The 18,960-nt window shown below is 59.2% G+C and carries 18 protein-coding genes; 2 read left to right on the top strand and 16 right to left on the bottom strand.

Annotated elements, in window-relative coordinates; genetic code table 11:
- Nucleotides 1–125: 125 nt before the first annotated feature.
- The 8 genes from QK296_RS00505 to QK296_RS00540 all read right to left on the bottom strand — a co-directional run bounded on the left by QK296_RS00505 (nucleotide 126) and on the right by QK296_RS00540 (nucleotide 8,845).
- Nucleotides 126–1,010: an ABC transporter permease subunit gene (locus QK296_RS00505; RefSeq protein WP_003195236.1), complete on the bottom strand. Its 885-nt coding sequence runs from the start codon at nucleotides 1,008–1,010 to the stop codon at nucleotides 126–128.
- Complete coding sequence (locus tag QK296_RS00510) at nucleotides 1,007–1,888, bottom strand: ABC transporter permease subunit (protein WP_169855749.1); 882 nt, start codon at nucleotides 1,886–1,888, stop codon at nucleotides 1,007–1,009. Before QK296_RS00510 ends, QK296_RS00505 begins: the two co-directional genes overlap by 4 nt.
- A 35-nt stretch (nucleotides 1,889–1,923) precedes the next feature.
- The gene (potA, locus tag QK296_RS00515; protein WP_003195240.1) at nucleotides 1,924–3,066 is read right to left on the bottom strand and encodes a polyamine ABC transporter ATP-binding protein; all 1,143 of its coding nucleotides are present in this window, start codon (nucleotides 3,064–3,066) and stop codon (nucleotides 1,924–1,926) included.
- A 66-nt stretch (nucleotides 3,067–3,132) separates the two neighbouring features.
- Entirely contained in the window at nucleotides 3,133–4,227 is a 1,095-nt protein-coding gene (locus QK296_RS00520; RefSeq protein WP_003195242.1) for a polyamine ABC transporter substrate-binding protein, read from the bottom strand.
- A gap of 239 nt (nucleotides 4,228–4,466) precedes the next feature.
- Nucleotides 4,467–5,561 carry a polyamine ABC transporter substrate-binding protein gene (locus QK296_RS00525; protein ID WP_032897707.1) on the bottom strand — a complete coding sequence of 365 codons (1,095 nt, stop codon included), beginning with the start codon at nucleotides 5,559–5,561 and terminating at the stop codon, nucleotides 4,467–4,469.
- A gap of 183 nt (nucleotides 5,562–5,744) precedes the next feature.
- Nucleotides 5,745–7,109, bottom strand: a complete 1,365-nt coding sequence (locus QK296_RS00530) for an aspartate aminotransferase family protein (protein ID WP_192002069.1) — start codon at nucleotides 7,107–7,109, stop codon at nucleotides 5,745–5,747.
- Nucleotides 7,110–7,167: 58 nt separating this feature from the next.
- The gene (locus QK296_RS00535) at nucleotides 7,168–8,526 is read right to left on the bottom strand and encodes a glutamine synthetase family protein (protein ID WP_003195249.1); all 1,359 of its coding nucleotides are present in this window, start codon (nucleotides 8,524–8,526) and stop codon (nucleotides 7,168–7,170) included.
- A gap of 79 nt (nucleotides 8,527–8,605) precedes the next feature.
- Nucleotides 8,606–8,845 carry a hypothetical protein gene (locus QK296_RS00540; protein ID WP_080765515.1) on the bottom strand — a complete coding sequence of 80 codons (240 nt, stop codon included), beginning with the start codon at nucleotides 8,843–8,845 and terminating at the stop codon, nucleotides 8,606–8,608.
- Nucleotides 8,846–9,123: 278 nt separating this feature from the next.
- Here QK296_RS00540 and QK296_RS00545 point away from each other — a divergent pair, with 278 nt between their 5' ends.
- On the top strand, nucleotides 9,124–10,500 hold the full coding sequence (locus tag QK296_RS00545) for a glutamine synthetase family protein (RefSeq protein ID WP_003195252.1): 1,377 nt from the start codon (nucleotides 9,124–9,126) through the stop codon (nucleotides 10,498–10,500).
- Between the two features lie 232 nt (nucleotides 10,501–10,732).
- A complete protein-coding gene (locus QK296_RS00550; protein WP_019817784.1) occupies nucleotides 10,733–11,362 on the top strand; it encodes a TetR/AcrR family transcriptional regulator in 630 nt (209 codons plus the stop codon).
- Nucleotides 11,363–11,487: 125 nt separating this feature from the next.
- Here QK296_RS00550 and QK296_RS00555 read toward each other — a convergent pair whose 3' ends face one another.
- From QK296_RS00555 to QK296_RS00590, 8 genes are all read right to left on the bottom strand, one after another.
- Entirely contained in the window at nucleotides 11,488–11,703 is a 216-nt protein-coding gene (locus tag QK296_RS00555; protein ID WP_003176783.1) for a TOBE domain-containing protein, read from the bottom strand.
- A 19-nt stretch (nucleotides 11,704–11,722) separates the two neighbouring features.
- On the bottom strand, nucleotides 11,723–12,529 hold the full coding sequence (gene ssuB, locus QK296_RS00560) for an aliphatic sulfonates ABC transporter ATP-binding protein (protein ID WP_003195256.1): 807 nt from the start codon (nucleotides 12,527–12,529) through the stop codon (nucleotides 11,723–11,725).
- Complete coding sequence (ssuC, locus tag QK296_RS00565; RefSeq protein ID WP_094773945.1) at nucleotides 12,526–13,311, bottom strand: aliphatic sulfonate ABC transporter permease SsuC; 786 nt, start codon at nucleotides 13,309–13,311, stop codon at nucleotides 12,526–12,528. The genes ssuB and ssuC overlap by 4 nt, the downstream gene beginning before the upstream one ends.
- A gap of 9 nt (nucleotides 13,312–13,320) precedes the next feature.
- On the bottom strand, nucleotides 13,321–14,469 hold the full coding sequence (gene ssuD / locus QK296_RS00570; RefSeq protein WP_003195260.1) for an FMNH2-dependent alkanesulfonate monooxygenase: 1,149 nt from the start codon (nucleotides 14,467–14,469) through the stop codon (nucleotides 13,321–13,323).
- Nucleotides 14,470–14,495: 26 nt separating this feature from the next.
- Nucleotides 14,496–15,464: a sulfonate ABC transporter substrate-binding protein gene (locus QK296_RS00575; protein ID WP_034134016.1), complete on the bottom strand. Its 969-nt coding sequence runs from the start codon at nucleotides 15,462–15,464 to the stop codon at nucleotides 14,496–14,498.
- 97 nt (nucleotides 15,465–15,561) lie between these two features.
- Nucleotides 15,562–16,155 (bottom strand): NADPH-dependent FMN reductase, encoded by a 594-nt coding sequence (gene ssuE / locus QK296_RS00580; protein WP_003195265.1) that lies wholly within the window; start codon nucleotides 16,153–16,155, stop codon nucleotides 15,562–15,564.
- A 317-nt stretch (nucleotides 16,156–16,472) separates the two neighbouring features.
- Entirely contained in the window at nucleotides 16,473–17,111 is a 639-nt protein-coding gene (locus tag QK296_RS00585) for a peroxiredoxin (RefSeq protein ID WP_003195267.1), read from the bottom strand.
- A 274-nt stretch (nucleotides 17,112–17,385) separates the two neighbouring features.
- Entirely contained in the window at nucleotides 17,386–18,729 is a 1,344-nt protein-coding gene (locus QK296_RS00590) for an OprD family porin (protein ID WP_034134017.1), read from the bottom strand.
- Nucleotides 18,730–18,960: the final 231 nt, after the last annotated feature.

The following is an 18,960-nucleotide window of genomic DNA, read 5'->3' on the forward strand; positions in this document are numbered from 1 at the left end:
AAGCACCGCAAAACTACTGTGGGAGCTGGCTTGCCTGCGATGGCGGTGGGTCAGCATCTTATAAGTGACTGATACACCGCAATCGCAGGCAAGCCAGCTCCCACATTTTCACCCTGTTCCGGCAGTTAGACCGGTGCTGGCGCCCGGCGCTTGTCCGGCTGTTGCCAGCCATCCGCCGCAGCCTCTTCAATCGCCTGCTGGATGGCCTTCTTGCGATGCTCTTCGGCCCGACGGCTGAAGAACCACACCAGGAAGGTCACCAGCGACACCGCCAACAGAATCAGGCTCGCCACGGCGTTGATCTCGGGCTTAACCCCAAGGCGCACCGCCGAGAACACTTCCATCGGCAAGGTGGTGGAACCGGGGCCCGACACGAAGCTGGCGAGTACCAGGTCATCCAGGGACAGTGCGAAGGACATCATCCCGCCCGCAGCCAGCGACGGCGCGATCATCGGGATGGTGATCAGGAAGAACACCTTCCACGGCCGTGCGCCCAAGTCCATCGCCGCTTCTTCGATCGACAGGTCCAGCTCACGCAAGCGCGCCGACACCACCACCGCCACATACGCCGCACAGAAGGTGGTGTGGGCGATCCAGATGGTGACGATGCCACGCTCCTGGGGCCAGCCGATCATCTGCGCCATGGCCACGAACAGCAGCAACAGCGACAGACCGGTGATCACTTCGGGCATCACCAACGGCGCCGTCACCAGGCCACCGAACAGCGTGCGGCCCTTGAACTGGCTGATGCGCGTCAGCACGAAGGCTGCCAGGGTACCCAACGCCACCGCCGCCACCGCCGTGTAGCAGGCGATTTCCAGGGAGCGGGCCACCGAGCCCATCAACTGGGTGTTGTCCAACAGGCCCACGTACCACTTGATCGACCAACCGCCCCACACTGTTACCAGCTTGGATTCGTTGAACGAGTAGATCACCAGGATCAACATTGGCAGGTAGATGAACAACAAGCCTGCGACCAGCATGAAGCTGGAGAAACGAAAGCGTTTCATATCTTGCCCTCCAACTCTTTGGCTTGGCTGCGGTTGAACAGGATGATCGGCACGATCAGGATCGCCAGCATCACCACCGCCAGGGCAGACGCCACCGGCCAGTCACGGTTGTTGAAGAACTCTTGCCACAACACCTTACCGATCATCAGGGTTTCCGGGCCGCCGAGCAGTTCAGGAATCACGAACTCGCCCACCACCGGGATAAACACCAGCATGCAACCGGCGATGATGCCGTTCTTGGACAGCGGCACGGTGATTTTCCAGAAGCTGTTGAAGGTGCTCGACCCCAGGTCGGAGGCGGCTTCCAGCAGGCTCTGGTCGTGCTTCACCAGGTTGGCGTACAGCGGCAGGATCATGAACGGCAGGTACGAATAGACCACGCCGATGTACACCGCGATGTTGGTGTTGAGGATCTGCAGCGGCTCGTTGATCAAGCCCATGGACATCAGGAAGCCATTGAGCAGGCCGTTGTTGCTGAGGATGCCCATCCACGCATACACCCGGATCAGGATCGCGGTCCAGGTGGGCATCATGATCAGCAGCACCAGCACGGTCTGCATCTCTTTGCGCGCGGTGGCGATGGCGTAGGCCATCGGGTAGCCGATCAGCAGGCACAGCAGCGTGCTGAAAAACGCCATCTTCAGCGAGCCCAGGTAGGCGGCGATGTACAACTCGTCGCCCGCCAGCAAGCTGTAGTTGGCCAGGTTCAGCACCACCTCCAGCTTTTGCTCAACGTAGGTATAGATCTCGGTATAGGGCGGGATCGCCACATCGGCTTCGGCAAAGCTGATTTTCAGCACGATGAAAAACGGCAGTGCGAAAAACAGGAACAGCCAGAGGAAGGGAATCCCGATGACCACCTGCTTGCCATTGGGCACGATGCGATCCAAGCGCCGCTTGAATTTCTTCATGTTCATGAGCGAAGTACCACGCCGCTATCGTCTTCCCACCACACATACACCTGGTCACCCCAGGTTGGGCGCTGGCCACGGCGTTCGGCGTTGGCGACGAAGGACTGCACCAGCTTGCCGCTCGGCAGCTCCACGTAGAACACCGAGTGGCCGCCCAGGTAGGCGATGTCGTGCACCTTGCCGCTGGACCAGTTGTGCTCGCAGGTTGGCATTTCGGTGGTCACCAGCAGCTTTTCCGGGCGAATGGCGTAGGTCACCGACTTGTCTTCCACCGAGGTGGCGATGCCGTAGCCCACGTAGATGTCGCGGTCCAGGTCCGGGCACTTGAGCACCGCGTGGCCTTCAGCGTCGTCCACCACTTGGGTGTCGAAGATGTTGACGTTGCCAATGAACTCGCACACCAGGCGGCTGGTGGGGGTTTCGTAGATATCGATGGGGCTGCCGATCTGGGCGATCCAGCCCAGGTGCATGATCGCGATGCGTTCGGCCATGGTCATGGCCTCTTCCTGGTCGTGGGTCACCATCACGCAGGTCACCCCAACGCGCTCGATGATCTCCACCAACTCAAGCTGCATCTGCGAGCGCAGCTTCTTGTCCAGCGCGCCCATTGGCTCATCGAGCAGCAGCAGTTTCGGGCGCTTGGCCAAGGAACGAGCCAACGCCACACGCTGGCGCTGGCCGCCGGACAACTGGTGCGGCTTGCGCTTGGCGTACTGGCTCATCTGCACCAGCTTGAGCATCTCGGCCACGCGTGCGTCGACTTCAGCCTTGGGGATCTTGTCCTGTTGCAGGCCGAAGGCGATGTTCTGCGCCACGGTCATGTGCGGGAACAAGGCGTAGGACTGGAACATCATGTTGATCGGCCGCTCGTAGGGCGGCATGTCGGTGATGTCCACACCGTCGAGGTAGATGCGACCTTCGGTTGGGCGCTCGAAACCTGCCAGCATGCGCAGCAAGGTGGATTTGCCCGAACCCGAACCACCGAGCAAGGCGAAGATCTCGCCTTTCTTGATTTCCAGGGACACATCGTCCACGGCAATCGTCTCGTCGAACTTCTTCGTGACCCGGTCGATTTTGACCAGCACCTTTTTCGGTGTTTGGTCGCCCTCGAGGGCTTTCTTATAGGCGCCGGAGGCAACTGCCATTTACGAAACTCCCAAAAAAAACTGTGCAGCCGGCCCAATGCGGGCCAGCCTTGGATAGTTTGAGCCTTACTTGCCCGTCTTGACCTTGGTCCAGCTACGGGTCATTAAACGCTGCACTTTCGGGGGTAGCTCAAAGTTGACGAATGTCCGCTCGAGAACCGCCTGCGGTGGGTAAACCGCTGCGTCAGTGCGTATCGATTGCTCCATCAGTTTGTCCGCCCCTGGGTTAGGGTTGGCGTAACCGACTTGATCGCTGACCTGAGCGATCACCTCAGGCTGCAGCAAATAGTTGATGAAGGCGTGGGCTTCCTTGACGTTGCTGGCATCCTTGGGAATCGCCAGCACGTCGAACCACAGGTTGCCGCCTTCTTTTGGAATCGTGTAGGCGATGTTCACGCCTTTGCCCGCCTCTGCTGCGCGAGCCTTGGCCTGGAACACATCGCCGGAGAAACCGGCCGCCACGCAGATGTTGCCGTTGGCCAGGTCCGAGATGTATTTGGAGGAATGGAAGTAGGTCACGTAGGGCCGCACTTTCAGCAATTTTTCCTCGGCTTTCTTGTAGTCGGCCGGGTTGGTGCTGTTGGGGTCCAGGCCCATGTAGTTGAGTACTGCCGGCAGCATTTCATCGGCCGAGTCCATGAACGACACGCCGCAAGTGGCCAGCTTCTTCATGTTTTCCGGTTCGAACAACACCGCCCAGGAGTCGATCTTGTCGACACCCAGCACTTGCTTGACCTTGTCGACGTTGTAGCCAATGCCGTTGGTGCCCCACAGGTACGGCACGGCGTATTGGTTGCCCGGGTCGTTCTTTTCCAGGCGTTTGAGCAGTACCGGGTCGAGGTTGGCGTAGTGGGTCAGCAGTGACTTGTCGAGCTTCTGGAACGCGCCAGCCTTGATCTGCTTGCCCAGGAAATGGTTGGACGGCACCACGACGTCGTAGCCGGTACGCCCGGCGAGCAACTTGCCTTCCAGGGTTTCGTTGGAGTCAAACACGTCATACACAGGCTTGATACCGCTGGCCTTTTCGAAGTTGGCCAGGGTGTCGGGGCCGATGTAGTCCGACCAGTTATAAATATGCACCGTCGGTGCGGCCTGTACGCTGGCAGCCAGCGTGATACCTGCACCCACCAGCATGGCTTTGCGAAATAAAGAAATTGGCAAGTGGAGGTCCTCTTAATAGTTGGGGCCTTGAAGTTGTTGCCCGGCAACAAAACCGGCGCGCAACTTACCGTCGATAAACCGATCCGGCAAAACTTTCTGTCATTTATTTTCTGTACGGTTGCCGCTGTTTGTAGGAGCGAGCTTGCTCGCGAAGAACTCACAGGCAACGCGGGCGACCAGAGGCGCTGCGTTATCGTTGACGATTTTCGCGAGCAAGCTCGCTCCTACAGGTTTGTGCGTTATTTACCGGATTTGATTTTGGTCCAGCTACGGGTCATTTCACGCTGAGTTGCCGCCGGCATGTCGGCAATGGCGTAGAGCTTGGATTGCACTTCGGCCGACGGATAAATACCCGGGTCGCTGGTGATGTCTTTATCGACCAGGGCGGTGGCTTTCTCGTTACCGTTCGGGAAACGCACACTGTTGGTGATCGCGGCCATGACGTCTGGCTTGAGCAGGTAGTTCATGAATGCGTAGGCAGCGTCGACGTTTTCGGCATCCTTGGGAATGGCGACCATGTCGAAGAAGCTGCCAGCACCTTCCTTGGGAATGTCATAGGCGATCTTGACCTTGCCACCGGCTTCAGCCGCGCGGGTTTTGGCCTGTTCGATGTCACCCGAGTAGCCCACAGCCACGCAGATGTTGCCGTTGGCCAGGTCGGAGATGTACTTGGACGAGTGGAAGTAGCCGATCGAAGGACGGATTTTCATGAACAGGTCTTCGGCCTGTTTCAGATCAGCCTTCTTTGTAGTGTCGGTCGGCAGGCCCAGGTAATGCAGCGCTACCGGCAGCATTTCGGTTGGCGAATCGAGGAAGCTCACGCCGCAGCTTTTCAGCTTGGCGATGTTTTCCGGCTTCATCAGTACGTCCCACGAGTCGATCTTGTCCACGCCCAGTGCGGCCTTGACCTTCTCCGGGTTGTAGCCGATGCCCATCGAGCCCCACATGTACGGGAAGGCGTGCTTGTTGTCCGGGTCGCTGACCGATACGGCCTTGAGCAGGGATTTGTTCAGGTTGTCGTAGTTGGACAGCTTGGACTTGTCCAGCTCCTGGTAGACACCTGCCTTGATCTGCTTGGCGAGGAAGCTGTTCGACGGCACGACGATGTCGTAGCCGGACTTGCCCGCCAGCAACTTGGCTTCCAGGGTTTCGTTGCTGTCAAAAACGTCGTACACCACTTTGATGCCCGACTCTTTTTCAAAGTTGGCGATGGTGTCCGGTGCAATGTAGTCGGACCAGTTGTAGACGTGCAGCACTTTGCTGTCTGCCTGGGCCGCGCCCGCCATTGCGCCCATCAGGGACAAGGCGAGGAGGGTCTTGCCAGCGTTCTTCAAACCTAATGCCTTCATTTGGTGATGCTCCAATTTTTTCTTTTTTGGGCCACAAGCGTTGTATGTTTTACGGCCCAACCGAAGGGCAACAAAACAGGGCGACAGTCTGGCAAGTTCAGGGGCCGGCTTTCAACCAAAGCCCCTGCATTTTTAACTGCCCAATGCACCGCGCACTGAGCCTAGCACTTAGCCCTGCAAGGCAGCCAAAGTCAGGTCCAGGCAATGGCGGGCCTTGGTTACCAGCTCGTCGATTTCAGCCTTGCTGATGACCAGCGGCGGCGAAATGATCATGGTGTCGCCCACGGCGCGCATGATCAGGCCATTCTCGAAGCAGAAGGTTCGGCAGATCATGCCGGCGCCTTTGCCTTCGTGACGCTTGCGCGTCGCCTTGTCCTGCACCAGCTCGATCGCCCCGAGCATGCCGACGCCGCGTACTTCACCCACCAGCGGATGATCGCCCAGTTCCCTCAGACGTTTCTGCAAATACGGTGCCGTTTCTTCGTGCACACGGTTAACGATTTTTTCATCGCGCAGGATGCGGATGTTTTCCAGGGCCACAGCCGCAGCGACCGGGTGACCGGAGTAGGTAAAGCCGTGGTTGAAATCGCCCCCTTCGTTGAGCACCGCCACCACTTCGTCGCGCACGATCAGGCCGCCCATGGGCACGTAGCCCGAGGTCAGGCCCTTGGCGATGGTCATCATGTGTGGCTTGAGGTCGTAGAAATCGCTACCGAACCACTCACCGGTACGGCCGAAACCGCAGATCACTTCGTCGGCGACAAACAGAATGTCGTACTTGGCGAGGATTTCCTTGATGCGCGGCCAGTACGTGGCAGGCGGCACAATTACGCCACCGGCGCCCTGGATCGGCTCGGCAATAAAGGCGCCGACGTTGTCCACGCCCAGCTCCAGGATTTTCTCTTCCAACTGGTTGGCGGCCCACACACCGAATTCCTCGGGGCTCATGTCGCCGCCTTCGCCAAACCAGTACGGCTGGGCGATGTGGGTAATGCCCGGGATCGGCAAGTCGCCCTGCTCGTGCATATAGGTCATGCCGCCCAGACTGGCGCCGGCCACGGTAGAGCCGTGGTAGCCATTCTTGCGGGCAATGATGGTTTTCTTGTTGGGCTGGCCCTTGATCGCCCAGTAGTGGCGGACCATGCGCAACATGGTGTCGTTGCCTTCGGAGCCAGAGCCGGTGAAGAACACGTGGTTCATGCCGGCCGGCGCGACATCGGAAATGACCTTGGCCAACTCCAATACCGGCGGGTGTGCGGTCTGGAAGAACAGGTTGTAGTACGGCAGTTCTTTCATTTGCTTGGCGGCGGCATCGGCCAGTTCATCGCGACCGTAACCGATCGCCACACACCACAGGCCGGCCATACCGTCGAGGATCTTGTTGCCTTCGCTGTCCCACAGGTAAACGCCGCGGGCTTTGGTGATGATCCTTGGGCCTTTCTCTTTCAATTGCTTGAAGTCGCTGAACGGCGCCAGATGGTGATCATTGCTCAAGGCTTGCCATTCACGGGTTTGCGGGTTGTTGCTGGACATACCGATCTCCTAGACTTTTCAGTGAAGGGCGCGCCGTTTGAAGGGCGCGCCCGGCGCATCAGACGGCGAAGAGCAGGAATTCCCGCTCCCACGAACTGATCACGCGCTTGAAGTTTTCATGCTCGGCCCGCTTGACCGCGACGTAGCCTGTGATGAATTTTTGCCCCAGGTATTTCTCGATGGTCTTGCTGTTTTCCATGCGTTCCAGGGCGTCTTCGATGGTCAACGGCAGACGCAGGTTGCGTCGCTCGTAACCACGGCCCACCACCGGCGCGCTCGGGTTATGGCCTTCGACCATGCCGATGTAGCCGCACAACAGGCTGGCGGCAATCGCCAGGTACGGGTTGGCGTCGGCGCCCGGCAGGCGGTTTTCCACGCGGCGGTTCTGCGGGCCGGCATCCGGGACGCGCAGGCCGACAGTGCGGTTTTCTTCGCCCCATTCCACGTTCACCGGCGCCGAGGTATCGGGCAGGAAGCGGCGGAACGAGTTCACGTTGGGGGCGAATAAAGGCAGCAATTCAGGGATGAATTTCTGCAGGCCGCCAATGTGGTTGAGGAACAGTTGGCTCATGGTCCCGTCTTCATTGGAGAAGACGTTCTTGCCGGTGGCGATGTCGATGATGCTCTGGTGCAGGTGCATCGCGCTGCCGGGCTCGCCGGTCATGGGCTTGGCCATGAAGGTGGCGGCCACGTCGTGCTTGAGCGCGGCTTCGCGCATGGTGCGCTTGAACACCAGGATCTGGTCGGCCAGGGACAAGGCATCGCCGTGACGGAAGTTGATTTCCATCTGCGCGGTGCCGTCCTCGTGGATCAGGGTGTCGAGGTCCAGTTCCTGCAGTTCGCACCAGTCGTAGACGTCTTCGAACAGCGGGTCGAATTCGTTGGCCGCTTCTATAGAGAAGGACTGGCGACCGGTTTCCGGGCGACCGGAGCGGCCAATCGGCGGTTGCAGCGGGAAGTCCGGGTCTTCGCAGCGCTTGGTCAGGTAGAACTCCATCTCCGGCGCCACGATGGGCTGCCAGCCGCGGTCGGAATAGAGCTTGAGGACTTTCTTGAGCACGTTGCGCGGCGACAGCTCGATCGGGTTGCCTTGCTTGTCGTAGGTGTCGTGGATCACCTGGGCGGTCGGCTCGATGGCCCACGGCACCAGAAATACCGCGTTCTGGTCGGGGCGGCAGATCATGTCGATGTCGGCCGGGTCGAGCAATTCGTAATAGATGTCGTCTTCGACATAGTCGCCGGTCACGGTCTGCAACAGAACGCTTTCGGGCAGGCGCATGCCTTTTTCGGCAATGAACTTGTTGGTCGGCGAGATCTTGCCCCGGGTAATACCGGTGAGGTCGCCAATCATGCATTCGACTTCTGTGATCTTGTGGTCTTTCAACCAATCGGTGAGCTGGTCGAGGTTGTTACTCATAAATGCCTCTGGGCTGGGTTTCCTGGCATCCATTAAAGGCCAGGCGTTGGTTGACGCAGCATCCGCGTCGTTTTTTCATTCAGGGTAGGAGCTTACCTGCCATTTGCCCATGGGTTGCATTCCTCAGGCCAAAGTTGTGCAGAATCACGATCGGCACAGCGGATGAGGGCAGGTCAGTGGCGTAGGAGATGGCAAAAAGGAGATCGGCCGGGCCGTCAAGAATATTGGCCGGTGCCTGGGCATTCACACGGGGCGAACGAGCTGCGGACAAAGCCTGGCTGGAGCAGGCGCAGACGCCGATTGGCGGCAGGTGAAACATGAAGCACCCCGGTATTATTGCTGTTATGGGTTTGAATCGAGCTTAGCCTTGTTCATTTTTTTACACAACACCCCCGTAAAAAATCCTACACGGCCCGCTCAAGCCTGCAGGTCCCAAGCCCCTCAAACCCAAAAAATCGCCCCAAAACCCCGCAAAAAAGGCTTCGTGGCGCTTTTTTAGGGCAAAAAATGCCTCGCTTGACTTCGGCAGGCCGTTCGGGTTGACTGAAACCAGAAAAGATCAATGATTGATATTTTTAACAACAAAGGTGTTGCATCATGTCGGTACCCCCGCGTGCCGTTCAGCTTAACGAAGCGAACGCGTTCCTTAAGGATCATCCTGAGGTTCTGTACGTAGACCTTCTAATTGCGGATATGAATGGTGTGGTGCGCGGTAAGCGCATCGAACGCACCAGCCTCCACAAGGTTTACGAGAAGGGCATTAACCTGCCTGCCTCTTTATTTGCCCTGGATATCAACGGCTCTACGGTGGAAAGCACCGGCCTGGGCCTGGACATCGGTGATGCTGACCGAATCTGTTATCCAATCCCCGACACCCTGTGCAATGAACCCTGGCAAAAGCGCCCTACCGCGCAACTGCTGATGACCATGCACGAACTCGAAGGTGAACCTTTCTTCGCCGATCCGCGCGAAGTGCTCCGCCAAGTTGTTACCAAGTTTGACGACCTCGGTCTGACCATCTGCGCCGCCTTCGAGCTTGAGTTCTACCTGATCGACCAGGAGAACGTGAACGGCCGCCCGCAACCGCCCCGCTCGCCGATCTCCGGCAAACGCCCGCACTCGACACAGGTCTACCTGATCGACGACCTCGACGAATACGTCGACTGCCTCCAGGACATTCTGGAAGGTGCCAAGGAGCAAGGCATCCCGGCGGACGCCATCGTCAAGGAAAGTGCCCCGGCGCAGTTCGAAGTGAACCTGCACCACGTCGCCGACCCGATCAAGGCCTGCGACTACGCGGTACTGCTCAAACGCCTGATCAAGAACATCGCCTACGACCATGAGATGGACACCACCTTCATGGCCAAGCCTTACCCAGGCCAGGCAGGCAACGGGCTGCACGTACACATCTCCATTCTGGACAAGGACGGCAAGAACATCTTTGCCAGCGAGGATCCCGAGCAGAACGCCGCATTGCGTCACGCGATCGGCGGTGTGCTGGAGACCCTACCCGCCCAAATGGCGTTTCTGTGCCCCAACGTCAACTCCTACCGTCGTTTCGGCGCACAGTTCTACGTGCCGAACTCGCCGTGCTGGGGCCTGGATAACCGCACCGTGGCGATTCGCGTACCCACCGGCTCGTCCGATGCCGTGCGTATCGAACACCGCGTGGCTGGCGCCGATGCCAACCCTTACCTGCTGATGGCCTCGGTACTGGCGGGCGTGCACCACGGCCTGACCAACAAGATCGAGCCGAACGCTCCGGTGGAAGGCAACAGCTACGAGCAGAACGAGCAGAGCCTGCCGAACAACCTGCGCGATGCCTTGCGCGAGTTGGACGACAGCGAGGTAATGGCCAAGTACATCGATCCTAAATACATCGATATCTTCGTCGCCTGTAAGGAAAGTGAGCTGGAGGAGTTTGAACACTCCATCTCCGACCTTGAGTACAACTGGTACCTGCATACCGTGTAAGCGGTGGTAGCTGTCGAAGGAACGCCGCTGGCTTTGGTCCGCGGCGTTTTTTTATGGGTTTATTTTGGGAAACCGGGTTTGCCTCATCGCAGGCAAGCCAGCTCCCACAGTGGATCGCATTTCAAGGCTTGAACTCGGTCAAATGTGGGAGCTGGCTTGCCTGCGATAGCGGCCTGGCAGACAACACAACCTTCCTGCTCATACAATGCCCGCTGCCTTGTAGGAGACATCCATGACCACCCGCCCCGCCACTGTTCGCAAACCCCGCGCCCGCAGCCAGGCCCGGATCGATGCGATCCTCGACGCCGCCCGCACCTTGCTGGCCGCCGAAGGTGTGGCCAGTTTGTCGATCTACAGCGTGGCCGAACGGGCACAGATTCCACCGTCATCGGTGTACCACTTTTTCGCCAGTGTGCCAGCGTTGCTGGAGGCGTTGACCGCTGACGTTCACGCGGCCTTTCGCGCTGCCATCCAGGCGCCCATCGAGCATGAATCACTCAAGCATTGGCGCGACCTGTCCTACATCGTCGAACAACGCATGCTCAGCATCTACAGCAACGATGCCGCGGCACGCCAGTTGATCCTGGCCCAGCACGGCTTGACCGAAGTGACCCAGGCCGATCGCCAGCATGATCTGGAATTGGGCGACTTGATGCTGGCGGTGTTCAATCGCCACTTTGAAGTGCCAACGCTACCGAGCGACGTGGATGTGTTTGCCCTGGCGTTGGAGTTGAGCGACCGCGTGTACGCGCGCTCGGTGCATCAGCATGGGCTGATTACGCCGCGCATGGCGGAGGAAGGGATGCGGGTGTTTGATGCGTATGTGGGGCTTTATTTGCCGGCCTATCTGCCCAAGCGCTGATCGTTCCCACGCTCTGCGTGGGAATACATCCCGTGACGCTCTGCGTCACCTTTGGCACAGCGGGACGCGGAGCGCCCCAGGCGGCATTCCCACGCAGAGCGTGGGAACGATCAGGACAGTGCCAATCACAACTTGGCAATCGACACCTCAGTGGACTTCACAAAAGCAATCACTTCACTGCCGATCACCAGCTCCAACTCCTTGACCGAACGGGTGGTGATCACCGAAGTGACAATGCCGGACGCGGTCTGCACGTCAATTTCCGACAGCACATCGCCGACCACGATTTCCTTGATGGTGCCTTTGAACTGGTTACGCACGTTGATGGCTTTAATCGTCATGATGTTTTTCCTGTGTGAGTTATTGAGCCCAACGCAATTGCGTCGGCAGCGGTGAAACAGGTTCGGGTTCCGGTGGGGAACCGGGGAGCGACAGCACGCGGTTGAGCACTTCGGCTTCCAGCGCGGCCAGGCGGTGTGAACCACGGGCCCGTGGGCGTGGCAGGTCGATGGTCAGGTCGAGGCCGATTTCGCCGTTTTCAATCAGAATCACGCGGTCGGCAATCGCCACGGCTTCGCTGACGTCGTGGGTCACCAGCAACACCGTGAAACCGTGCTTGCGCCACAGGTTTTCGATCAGTTGCTGCATCTCGATGCGGGTCAGGGCATCCAGTGCGCCCAGCGGCTCATCAAGCAGCAACAGGCGCGGCTGATGGATCAACGCCCGTGCGAGTGCCACGCGCTGTTTCTGGCCGCCGGACAACGCCGCCGGCCATTCATTGGCGCGCTCGGCCAGGCCGACCGCTTCCAGGGCTTCCAGCGCTTTGGGGCGCCAGTCGCCCTTGAGGCCCAGGCCGACGTTATCGATGATCTTTTTCCAGGGCAGCAAGCGCGCTTCCTGGAACATCAACCGTGTATCTTCAATCGCCTCGTGCAGCGGCGCGGAGCCGGCCAGCAGCTCGCCGCCACTGGCTTTGTCCAGCCCCGCCAACAGGCGCAGCAAGGTACTTTTGCCGCAACCACTGCGGCCGACCACGGCCACGAACTGCCCTGCGGGAATATGCAGGTCGATCTCTTTGAGCACTTCGCGGGTACCAAAGGCCTTGCGCAATTTGCGCACCGCCAACGGGATACCCTTCAACAAGCGCGGAGGTTGTTGAGCGGTCATGCTGCACCTCCTTTGACTTGATACGCCGGGTGCCAGCGCAGCCACACACGTTCCAGCCCACGGGCTGCCAGGTCGGCCAGTTTGCCGAGGATGGCGTACATGACGATGGCCAGCACCACCACGTCGGTTTGCAGGAATTCACGGGCATTCATCGCCAGGTAACCGATGCCGGAACTGGCCGAGATGGTTTCTGCCACGATCAGCGTCAGCCACATGAAGCCCAGGGCAAAGCGCACCCCCACCAGGATCGACGGCAGCGCGCCCGGCAAGATCACTTGCCAGAACAAACTGAAACCGGACAAGCCATAGCTGCGCGACATCTCTACCAGCGCCGGGTCGACATTGCGAATGCCGTGGTAAGTGTTCAGGTAGATCGGGAACAAGGTCCCCAGGGCCACCAGGAAAATCTTCGCGGTCTCATCAATGCCGAACCACAGGATCACCAGCGGAATCAGCGCCAGGTGCGGCACGTTGCGGATCATCTGCACGGAGCTGTCGAGCAAGCGTTCGCCCCACTTCGACAAGCCGGTGATAAAGCCCAGGGCCAGACCGATGCTGCCACCGATCACAAAGCCCAGGCCGGCGCGCCAGCCGCTGATGGCCAGGTGAGTCCAGATTTCGCCGCTGACCACCAGGTTCACCCCGGCTTCGATCACCGCACTCGGCGCTGGCAGAATGCGCGTCGACAACCAACCCGCCGACACCGACAACTGCCACACCGCCAGCAATAAGATCGGCAGCGCCCAGGGCGCCACGCGATGGCTGATTTTTTCTAAGTCCATAACGGCGCCTCAGCTCTGCGACGCAGCTTTGGGAAGGATGTCGTTGGCGACCATCTCGCCGAACGGGCTGACGTAGCCGGCGCTTTTGGGCAGCTCGGGACGTTCGATATCCAGGTGCGGGAACAACAGCTCGGCGACCCGATACGACTCTTCCAGATGTGGATAACCGGAGAAGATAAAGGTATCGATACCCAGGTCCGCGTACTCCTTGACCCGCGCCGCAACCGTTGGGCCATCGCCCACCAGCGCCGTCCCTGCGCCGCCACGCACCAGGCCGACGCCGGCCCACAGGTTAGGGCTGACTTCCAGGTTGTCACGGCTACCGCCATGCAAGGCTGCCATGCGTTGCTGGCCCACCGAATCGAAACGCGCCAAAGACGCCTGGGCGCGGGCGATGGTCTCGTCGTCCAGGTGGGAGATCAGTTTGTCGGCGGCTTTCCAGGCTTCGTCGTTGGTTTCGCGCACGATCACGTGCAAGCGAATACCGAAGCGCACCGTGCGCCCCAGCTTTGCGGCTTTGGCGCGTACCTGCGCGATCTTTTCCGCGACGGCTGCCGGCGGCTCGCCCCAGGTCAGCACCATCTCCACCTGTTCGGCCGCCAGGTCCTGGGCGGCTTCGGAGGAACCGCCGAAATACAGTGGCGGGCGTGGCTGCTGAATCGGCGGGTAGAGCAATTTGGCGCCTTTGACGCTGATGTGCTCGCCGTCGTAGTCCACGGTCTCGCCTTCCAGCACACGGCGCCAGATGCGGGTGAATTCCACCGACGCCTGGTAGCGCTCTTCATGGCTCAAGAACAAACCGTCGCCAGCCAGTTCTTCCGGATCGCCACCGGTGACCAGGTTGAACAGCGCACGACCGCCAGACAAGCGATCCAGAGTCGCGGCCTGACGCGCGGCCACGGTCGGGGAGATGATCCCGGGGCGCAGGGCAACCAAAAATTTCAAGCGCTGGGTCACGGGGATCAGCGAGGCTGCCACCAACCACGAGTCTTCGCAGGAGCGACCCGTAGGGATCAACACCCCGCCGAAACCCAGGCGGTCGGCAGCCTGGGCCACTTGTTGCAGGTAACCGTGGTCGACAGCGCGGGCGCCTTCGGCGGTGCCAAGGTAATGACCGTCGCCGTGGGTGGGCAGGAACCAGAAAATATTGAGGCTCATGGAGTTGTCTCCTGAATGAAGTCAGATTACGGCGCTTTGGCAACCGCGGCGGGTGGCGTCCAGATCACATCCTTGATGCTCAAGGGCTTGGGGATCAATTTGAGTTGGTAGAAGCTGTCGGCGATTTTCTGCTGGGCGGCGACCACTTCCGGGGTCAAAAACAGCGCGCCATAGCCCTGGCGTTTCACCGAAGTGAGGGTGATATCTGCCGGCAGGCCGAGCAGTGGGGCGACCTGCTCAGTCACTTCCTGCGGGTTGGCCTTGGACCATTCGCCTACCGCACGCACCTCTTCCACCAACGCCTTGATCACTTGTGGGTGTTGCTCGGCGTAGGGCTTGGTGGCCAGGTAAAACTGATGGTTGTCGGCAATCCCGGTGCCGTCTCGCAGGGTGCGCGCTTGCAGTTGCTTCTCGGCGGCGGCCTGGTACGGGTCCCAGATCACCCAGGCGTCCACGCTGCCACGCTCGAACGCGGCACGGGCATCGGCGGGCGGCAGGAACACGGTCTTCACGTCGGTGTAGTTGAGGCCGGCGTCTTCCAGGGCACGCACCAGCAGGTAGTGCACGTTGGAGCCTTTGTTGAGCACAACCTTTTTACCCTTGAGCTCGGCCACCGATTTGATTGGCGAGTCCTTGGGCACCAGGATCGCTTCGCTGGTAGGCGCGGGTGGCTCGTAGGCGACATAGAGCAGATCGGCGCCAGCCGCCTGGGCGAACACCGGTGGGGTTTCCCCGGTAACGCCAAAGTCGATGGAGCCGACGTTCAGGCCCTCGAGCAATTGCGGGCCACCGGGAAACTCGGTCCACTGCACCTGCACACCTTGGGCGGCCAGGCGTTTTTCCAGGGTGCCCTTGGCCTTGAGCAGCACCAGGGTGCCGTATTTTTGATAACCGATCCGCAAGGTCTCGGCGGCGTGGGCTTGAACAATGGCGCCGAAGGACACAGCCGCAGCAAAGAGTGCGACCAGACCACGACGCAAGATGACAGTGCGCATGGCGCTCTCTCCAACTGTGCGATTAGGGTTTTGGCTGCACCTGCTTGGCCGTTGTCGGCTGAGTAAGGTGAGGGTTTCCAGCTTTTCGGGGTGAGGCTCAGATGCTCCAGCGAGCACTCAACAAACGTTCATTCAATACGTCAGGGTCCAGCGGTTTTGGCCGGCGCGCCATGGCGCTGTAGAGCTGCTCCAGGGCTTCGTGCAAACGTTGCTCGAGTACCGGCACCAACTGCGCCTGCACGCTGCCTTCGCCATAGGCGATCTGGCTGTCTTCGGCAAAAATACCGTGGAGCAATTCCTGGGCCTTGAGGGCCGACAGCACCGGCTTCAGGGCGTAGTCCACCGCCAGCATGTGGGCGATGCTGCCGCCGGTCGCCATCGGCAGCACCACCTTATGGGCCAACGCACGCTCCGGCAGCAGGTCCAGTAGGGTCTTCAACGCCCCGGAAAACGACGCCTTGTACACCGGCGTGGCGATCACCAGGCCGTCGGCATTGGCGACTTGTTGCAGCAGGTCAATGACCTTGGGGCTGTCGAAGCGTGCGTGCAGCAAGTCTTCAGCCGGGAAGTCCCGTACCTGGTAACTCACCACTTCCACGCCCTGCTGTTGCAGCCACTGACGAGTTTTATCCAGCAAGACCCCAGAGCGGGAACGCTGGCTGGGACTGCCTCCAAGTGTTACGACCAGCATGCAGGAGATTCCTTGAGCAAGTGTCGGCGGTTCGCTGTGCGGCGATGGCGCCAAGATGGGATAGACCTTATCAGCAGATTTATATATCTATAAATCTTATTTATTCATTTGTTTATTCCACAAATGCATAAGTGTTTAATCAATCGCCAGGCGAAAAAAAAGGCCGTCGAACGGCCTGAAAACCCCTGCTGTGTGAGAAGGTTTGCAACTTGATGCCTTTGCTGTTCATGAGGCCACCATCGCGGGCAAGCCCGGCTCCCACAGGGGAATGCGGTCAACTGTGGGAGCCGGGCTTGCCCGCGATGGCGATATTCGCCTTAACGATTGGGTTGTGGGGTAAGACGCAGGTACGGCTTCACCGCGCGATAGCCCTTGGGAAAGCGTTTCTTGATCTCTTCCTCGTCCTTGAGCGACGGCACGATCACCACTTCATCCCCATCCTGCCAGTTGGCCGGCGTCGCCACCTTGTGGTTGTCGGTCAGTTGCAGGGAATCGATCACCCGCAGGATTTCATGGAAGTTACGCCCGGTACTGGCCGGATAGGTGATGGTCAGGCGGATCTTTTTGTTCGGGTCGATCACAAACAAGGAGCGCACGGTGAGGGTATCGCTGGCATTCGGGTGGATCAGGTCGTAGAGGTCCGAGACCTTGCGGTCGGCGTCGGCCAGGATCGGGAAGTTGACCACGGTGTTCTGGGTCTCGTTGATGTCTTCGATCCACTTGTGGTGCGAGTCCACCGGGTCTACCGACAGGGCGATGGCCTTGACCCCACGCTTGGCGAATTCATCCTTGAGCTTGGCGGTGAAGCCCAGTTCGGTGGTGCACACCGGCGTGAAGTCCGCCGGGTGGGAAAACAACACTCCCCAGCTGTCGCCCAGCCATTCATGGAAACGAATCTTGCCGGCGCTGGAATCCTGTTCGAAGTCGGGGGCGATGTCGCCCAGTCTTAGGCTCATGGTATGGCTCCTGGTGAGTGCTTATGGAGCCCACTGTGCATGGATTTTTGCTGATTTAAAAAGAATAAATATCGATTTATCTAGACGATAAAGGAATATTAAAAATCAGTTCATTGGACTTGGGAACGGCCTGAGGCCAACATCGCTTTCAAGGTTCGAGAAGGCCTTGAGACGCTGCAAAAAAGAGGGGTTCAGGAAGGGCTTGCGGGGGTTGAGCCCGACTTGAACAGCAAGACACCTTGCCCGGCATTGCGCCGGGCAAGGTTTTACAGTCTTACAAAAGCGGGATCGAGTAGCTGACGATCAAGCGGTTTTCGTCCTGGTTACGCGCGCTGGCGATGTCGCTGCGCCACATAGCGTTTTTCCACGCTACGCCGACGTTCTTCAGCGGACCTTCCGGTACAACGTAGGCAACAGTGATGTCACGTTCCCACTCGGACTGGCCGGTGAACTCGGTACGGTTGCTGGAGACGGTGTCGATATGGTCGCCCTTCAGGTAAACCACACCCGCGGTCAGGCCAGGTACGCCGACTTTGGCGAAGTCGTAGGAGTAGCGAGCTTGCCAGGTACGCTCGCCGGCACGGGCGAACTTCTGGATCTGCATGTCGGTGGTGATGTAAGCCGACGAGCCGTCACCCTGGTTCAGCCAAGGGAAGTCGCTGCTGCCGTTGCTGACCTGATAACCGCCACCAAAAGTGTGACCGGCTACCGAGTACAGGAACAGGCCGCTGTACAGGTTGTTGTCGACTTTGCCACGGCCGGAGTTCACGCCGCCGTAGTTGCCCGTCGAGAAGTAAGCGGACTGGTTGCCGTTGTTACCATCGTCGGAGCTGTTGAAGTAGCGCAGGTCAGACTTCAGCACGCCAGGGCCGATAGCCCAGTTGTGGGTCAGGCCCAGGAAGTGTTGCTTGTAGAAATCTTCCAGGTTGCCGTAGTAGTACTGGGCGGTCAGATCCTTGGTGATCTTGTAGTCGCCACCGGCGTAGTAGAACTTGTTGCTCGAACGCCAGTTCACGCCACGGCTGTTGGCGCCGGAGATGGACAGGCTTTCGTTGTTGCTGGAGTTACGGCCCTTGGCTTTTTCGATCTGGCCGGCAACCAGGGTCAGGTCCTTGATGTCGCTGGAGGTGATCTGGCCACCCTGGAAGGTCTGCGGCAGCATACGACCATCGTTGGTGACGATGACCGGCAGCTTAGGCTGCAAGGTACCCAACTTCAGTTCGGTCTGGGAGATCTTGGCCTTGGCGGTCAGGCCCAGGCTCGAGTAGTTATCAACGGCTTCGCCATTGGACTTGCTCGGGAAGATGGTGCCGCCGTAGGAGCTGGCAGTCGCGCCGTTGGTGCCGCCGCCCGAATCCAGGCGAACGCCCAACAGGCCGATAGCGTCGAGACCGAAGCCAACAGTGCCTTGGGTGTAACCGGAGATGAAACGCAGATCGAAGCCTTGGCCCCATTCTTCGTTGCGGCTCGGGTTGGCCGTGCCTTCGCGGTTATCGGTGTTGATGTAGAAGTTACGCAGGCCCAGTGTGGCCTTGCTGTCTTCGATGAAACCGGCAGCGCCTGCTTGCTGGGCGATTGCGCCCAACGTTACAGCCACAGCCAAGGTGGACTTCTTCATGTACCGCTCCTCTCATTTCTAATTTTTGTATTTCTTTGGTCTCGGGTCTGACGCCCTCGATCCACAGATGCGCGATTAGCGCCAGATAGTGACTACCAAGTCAATCGTAACCTTGTGTGTCTACTACCTTCGTCTAATCGCAGTTGATTTGGTCCCTGCAGGGTAATGAGTTTTTCATACACCCAAAAAGAATTATTTCATTCTTTTTCATACGATCCAGGAATAAGTCTT

This window comes from Pseudomonas sp. AL10 (assembly GCF_029960685.1).
GTDB classification, from domain to species: Bacteria; Pseudomonadota; Gammaproteobacteria; order Pseudomonadales; family Pseudomonadaceae; genus Aquipseudomonas; species Aquipseudomonas lactis.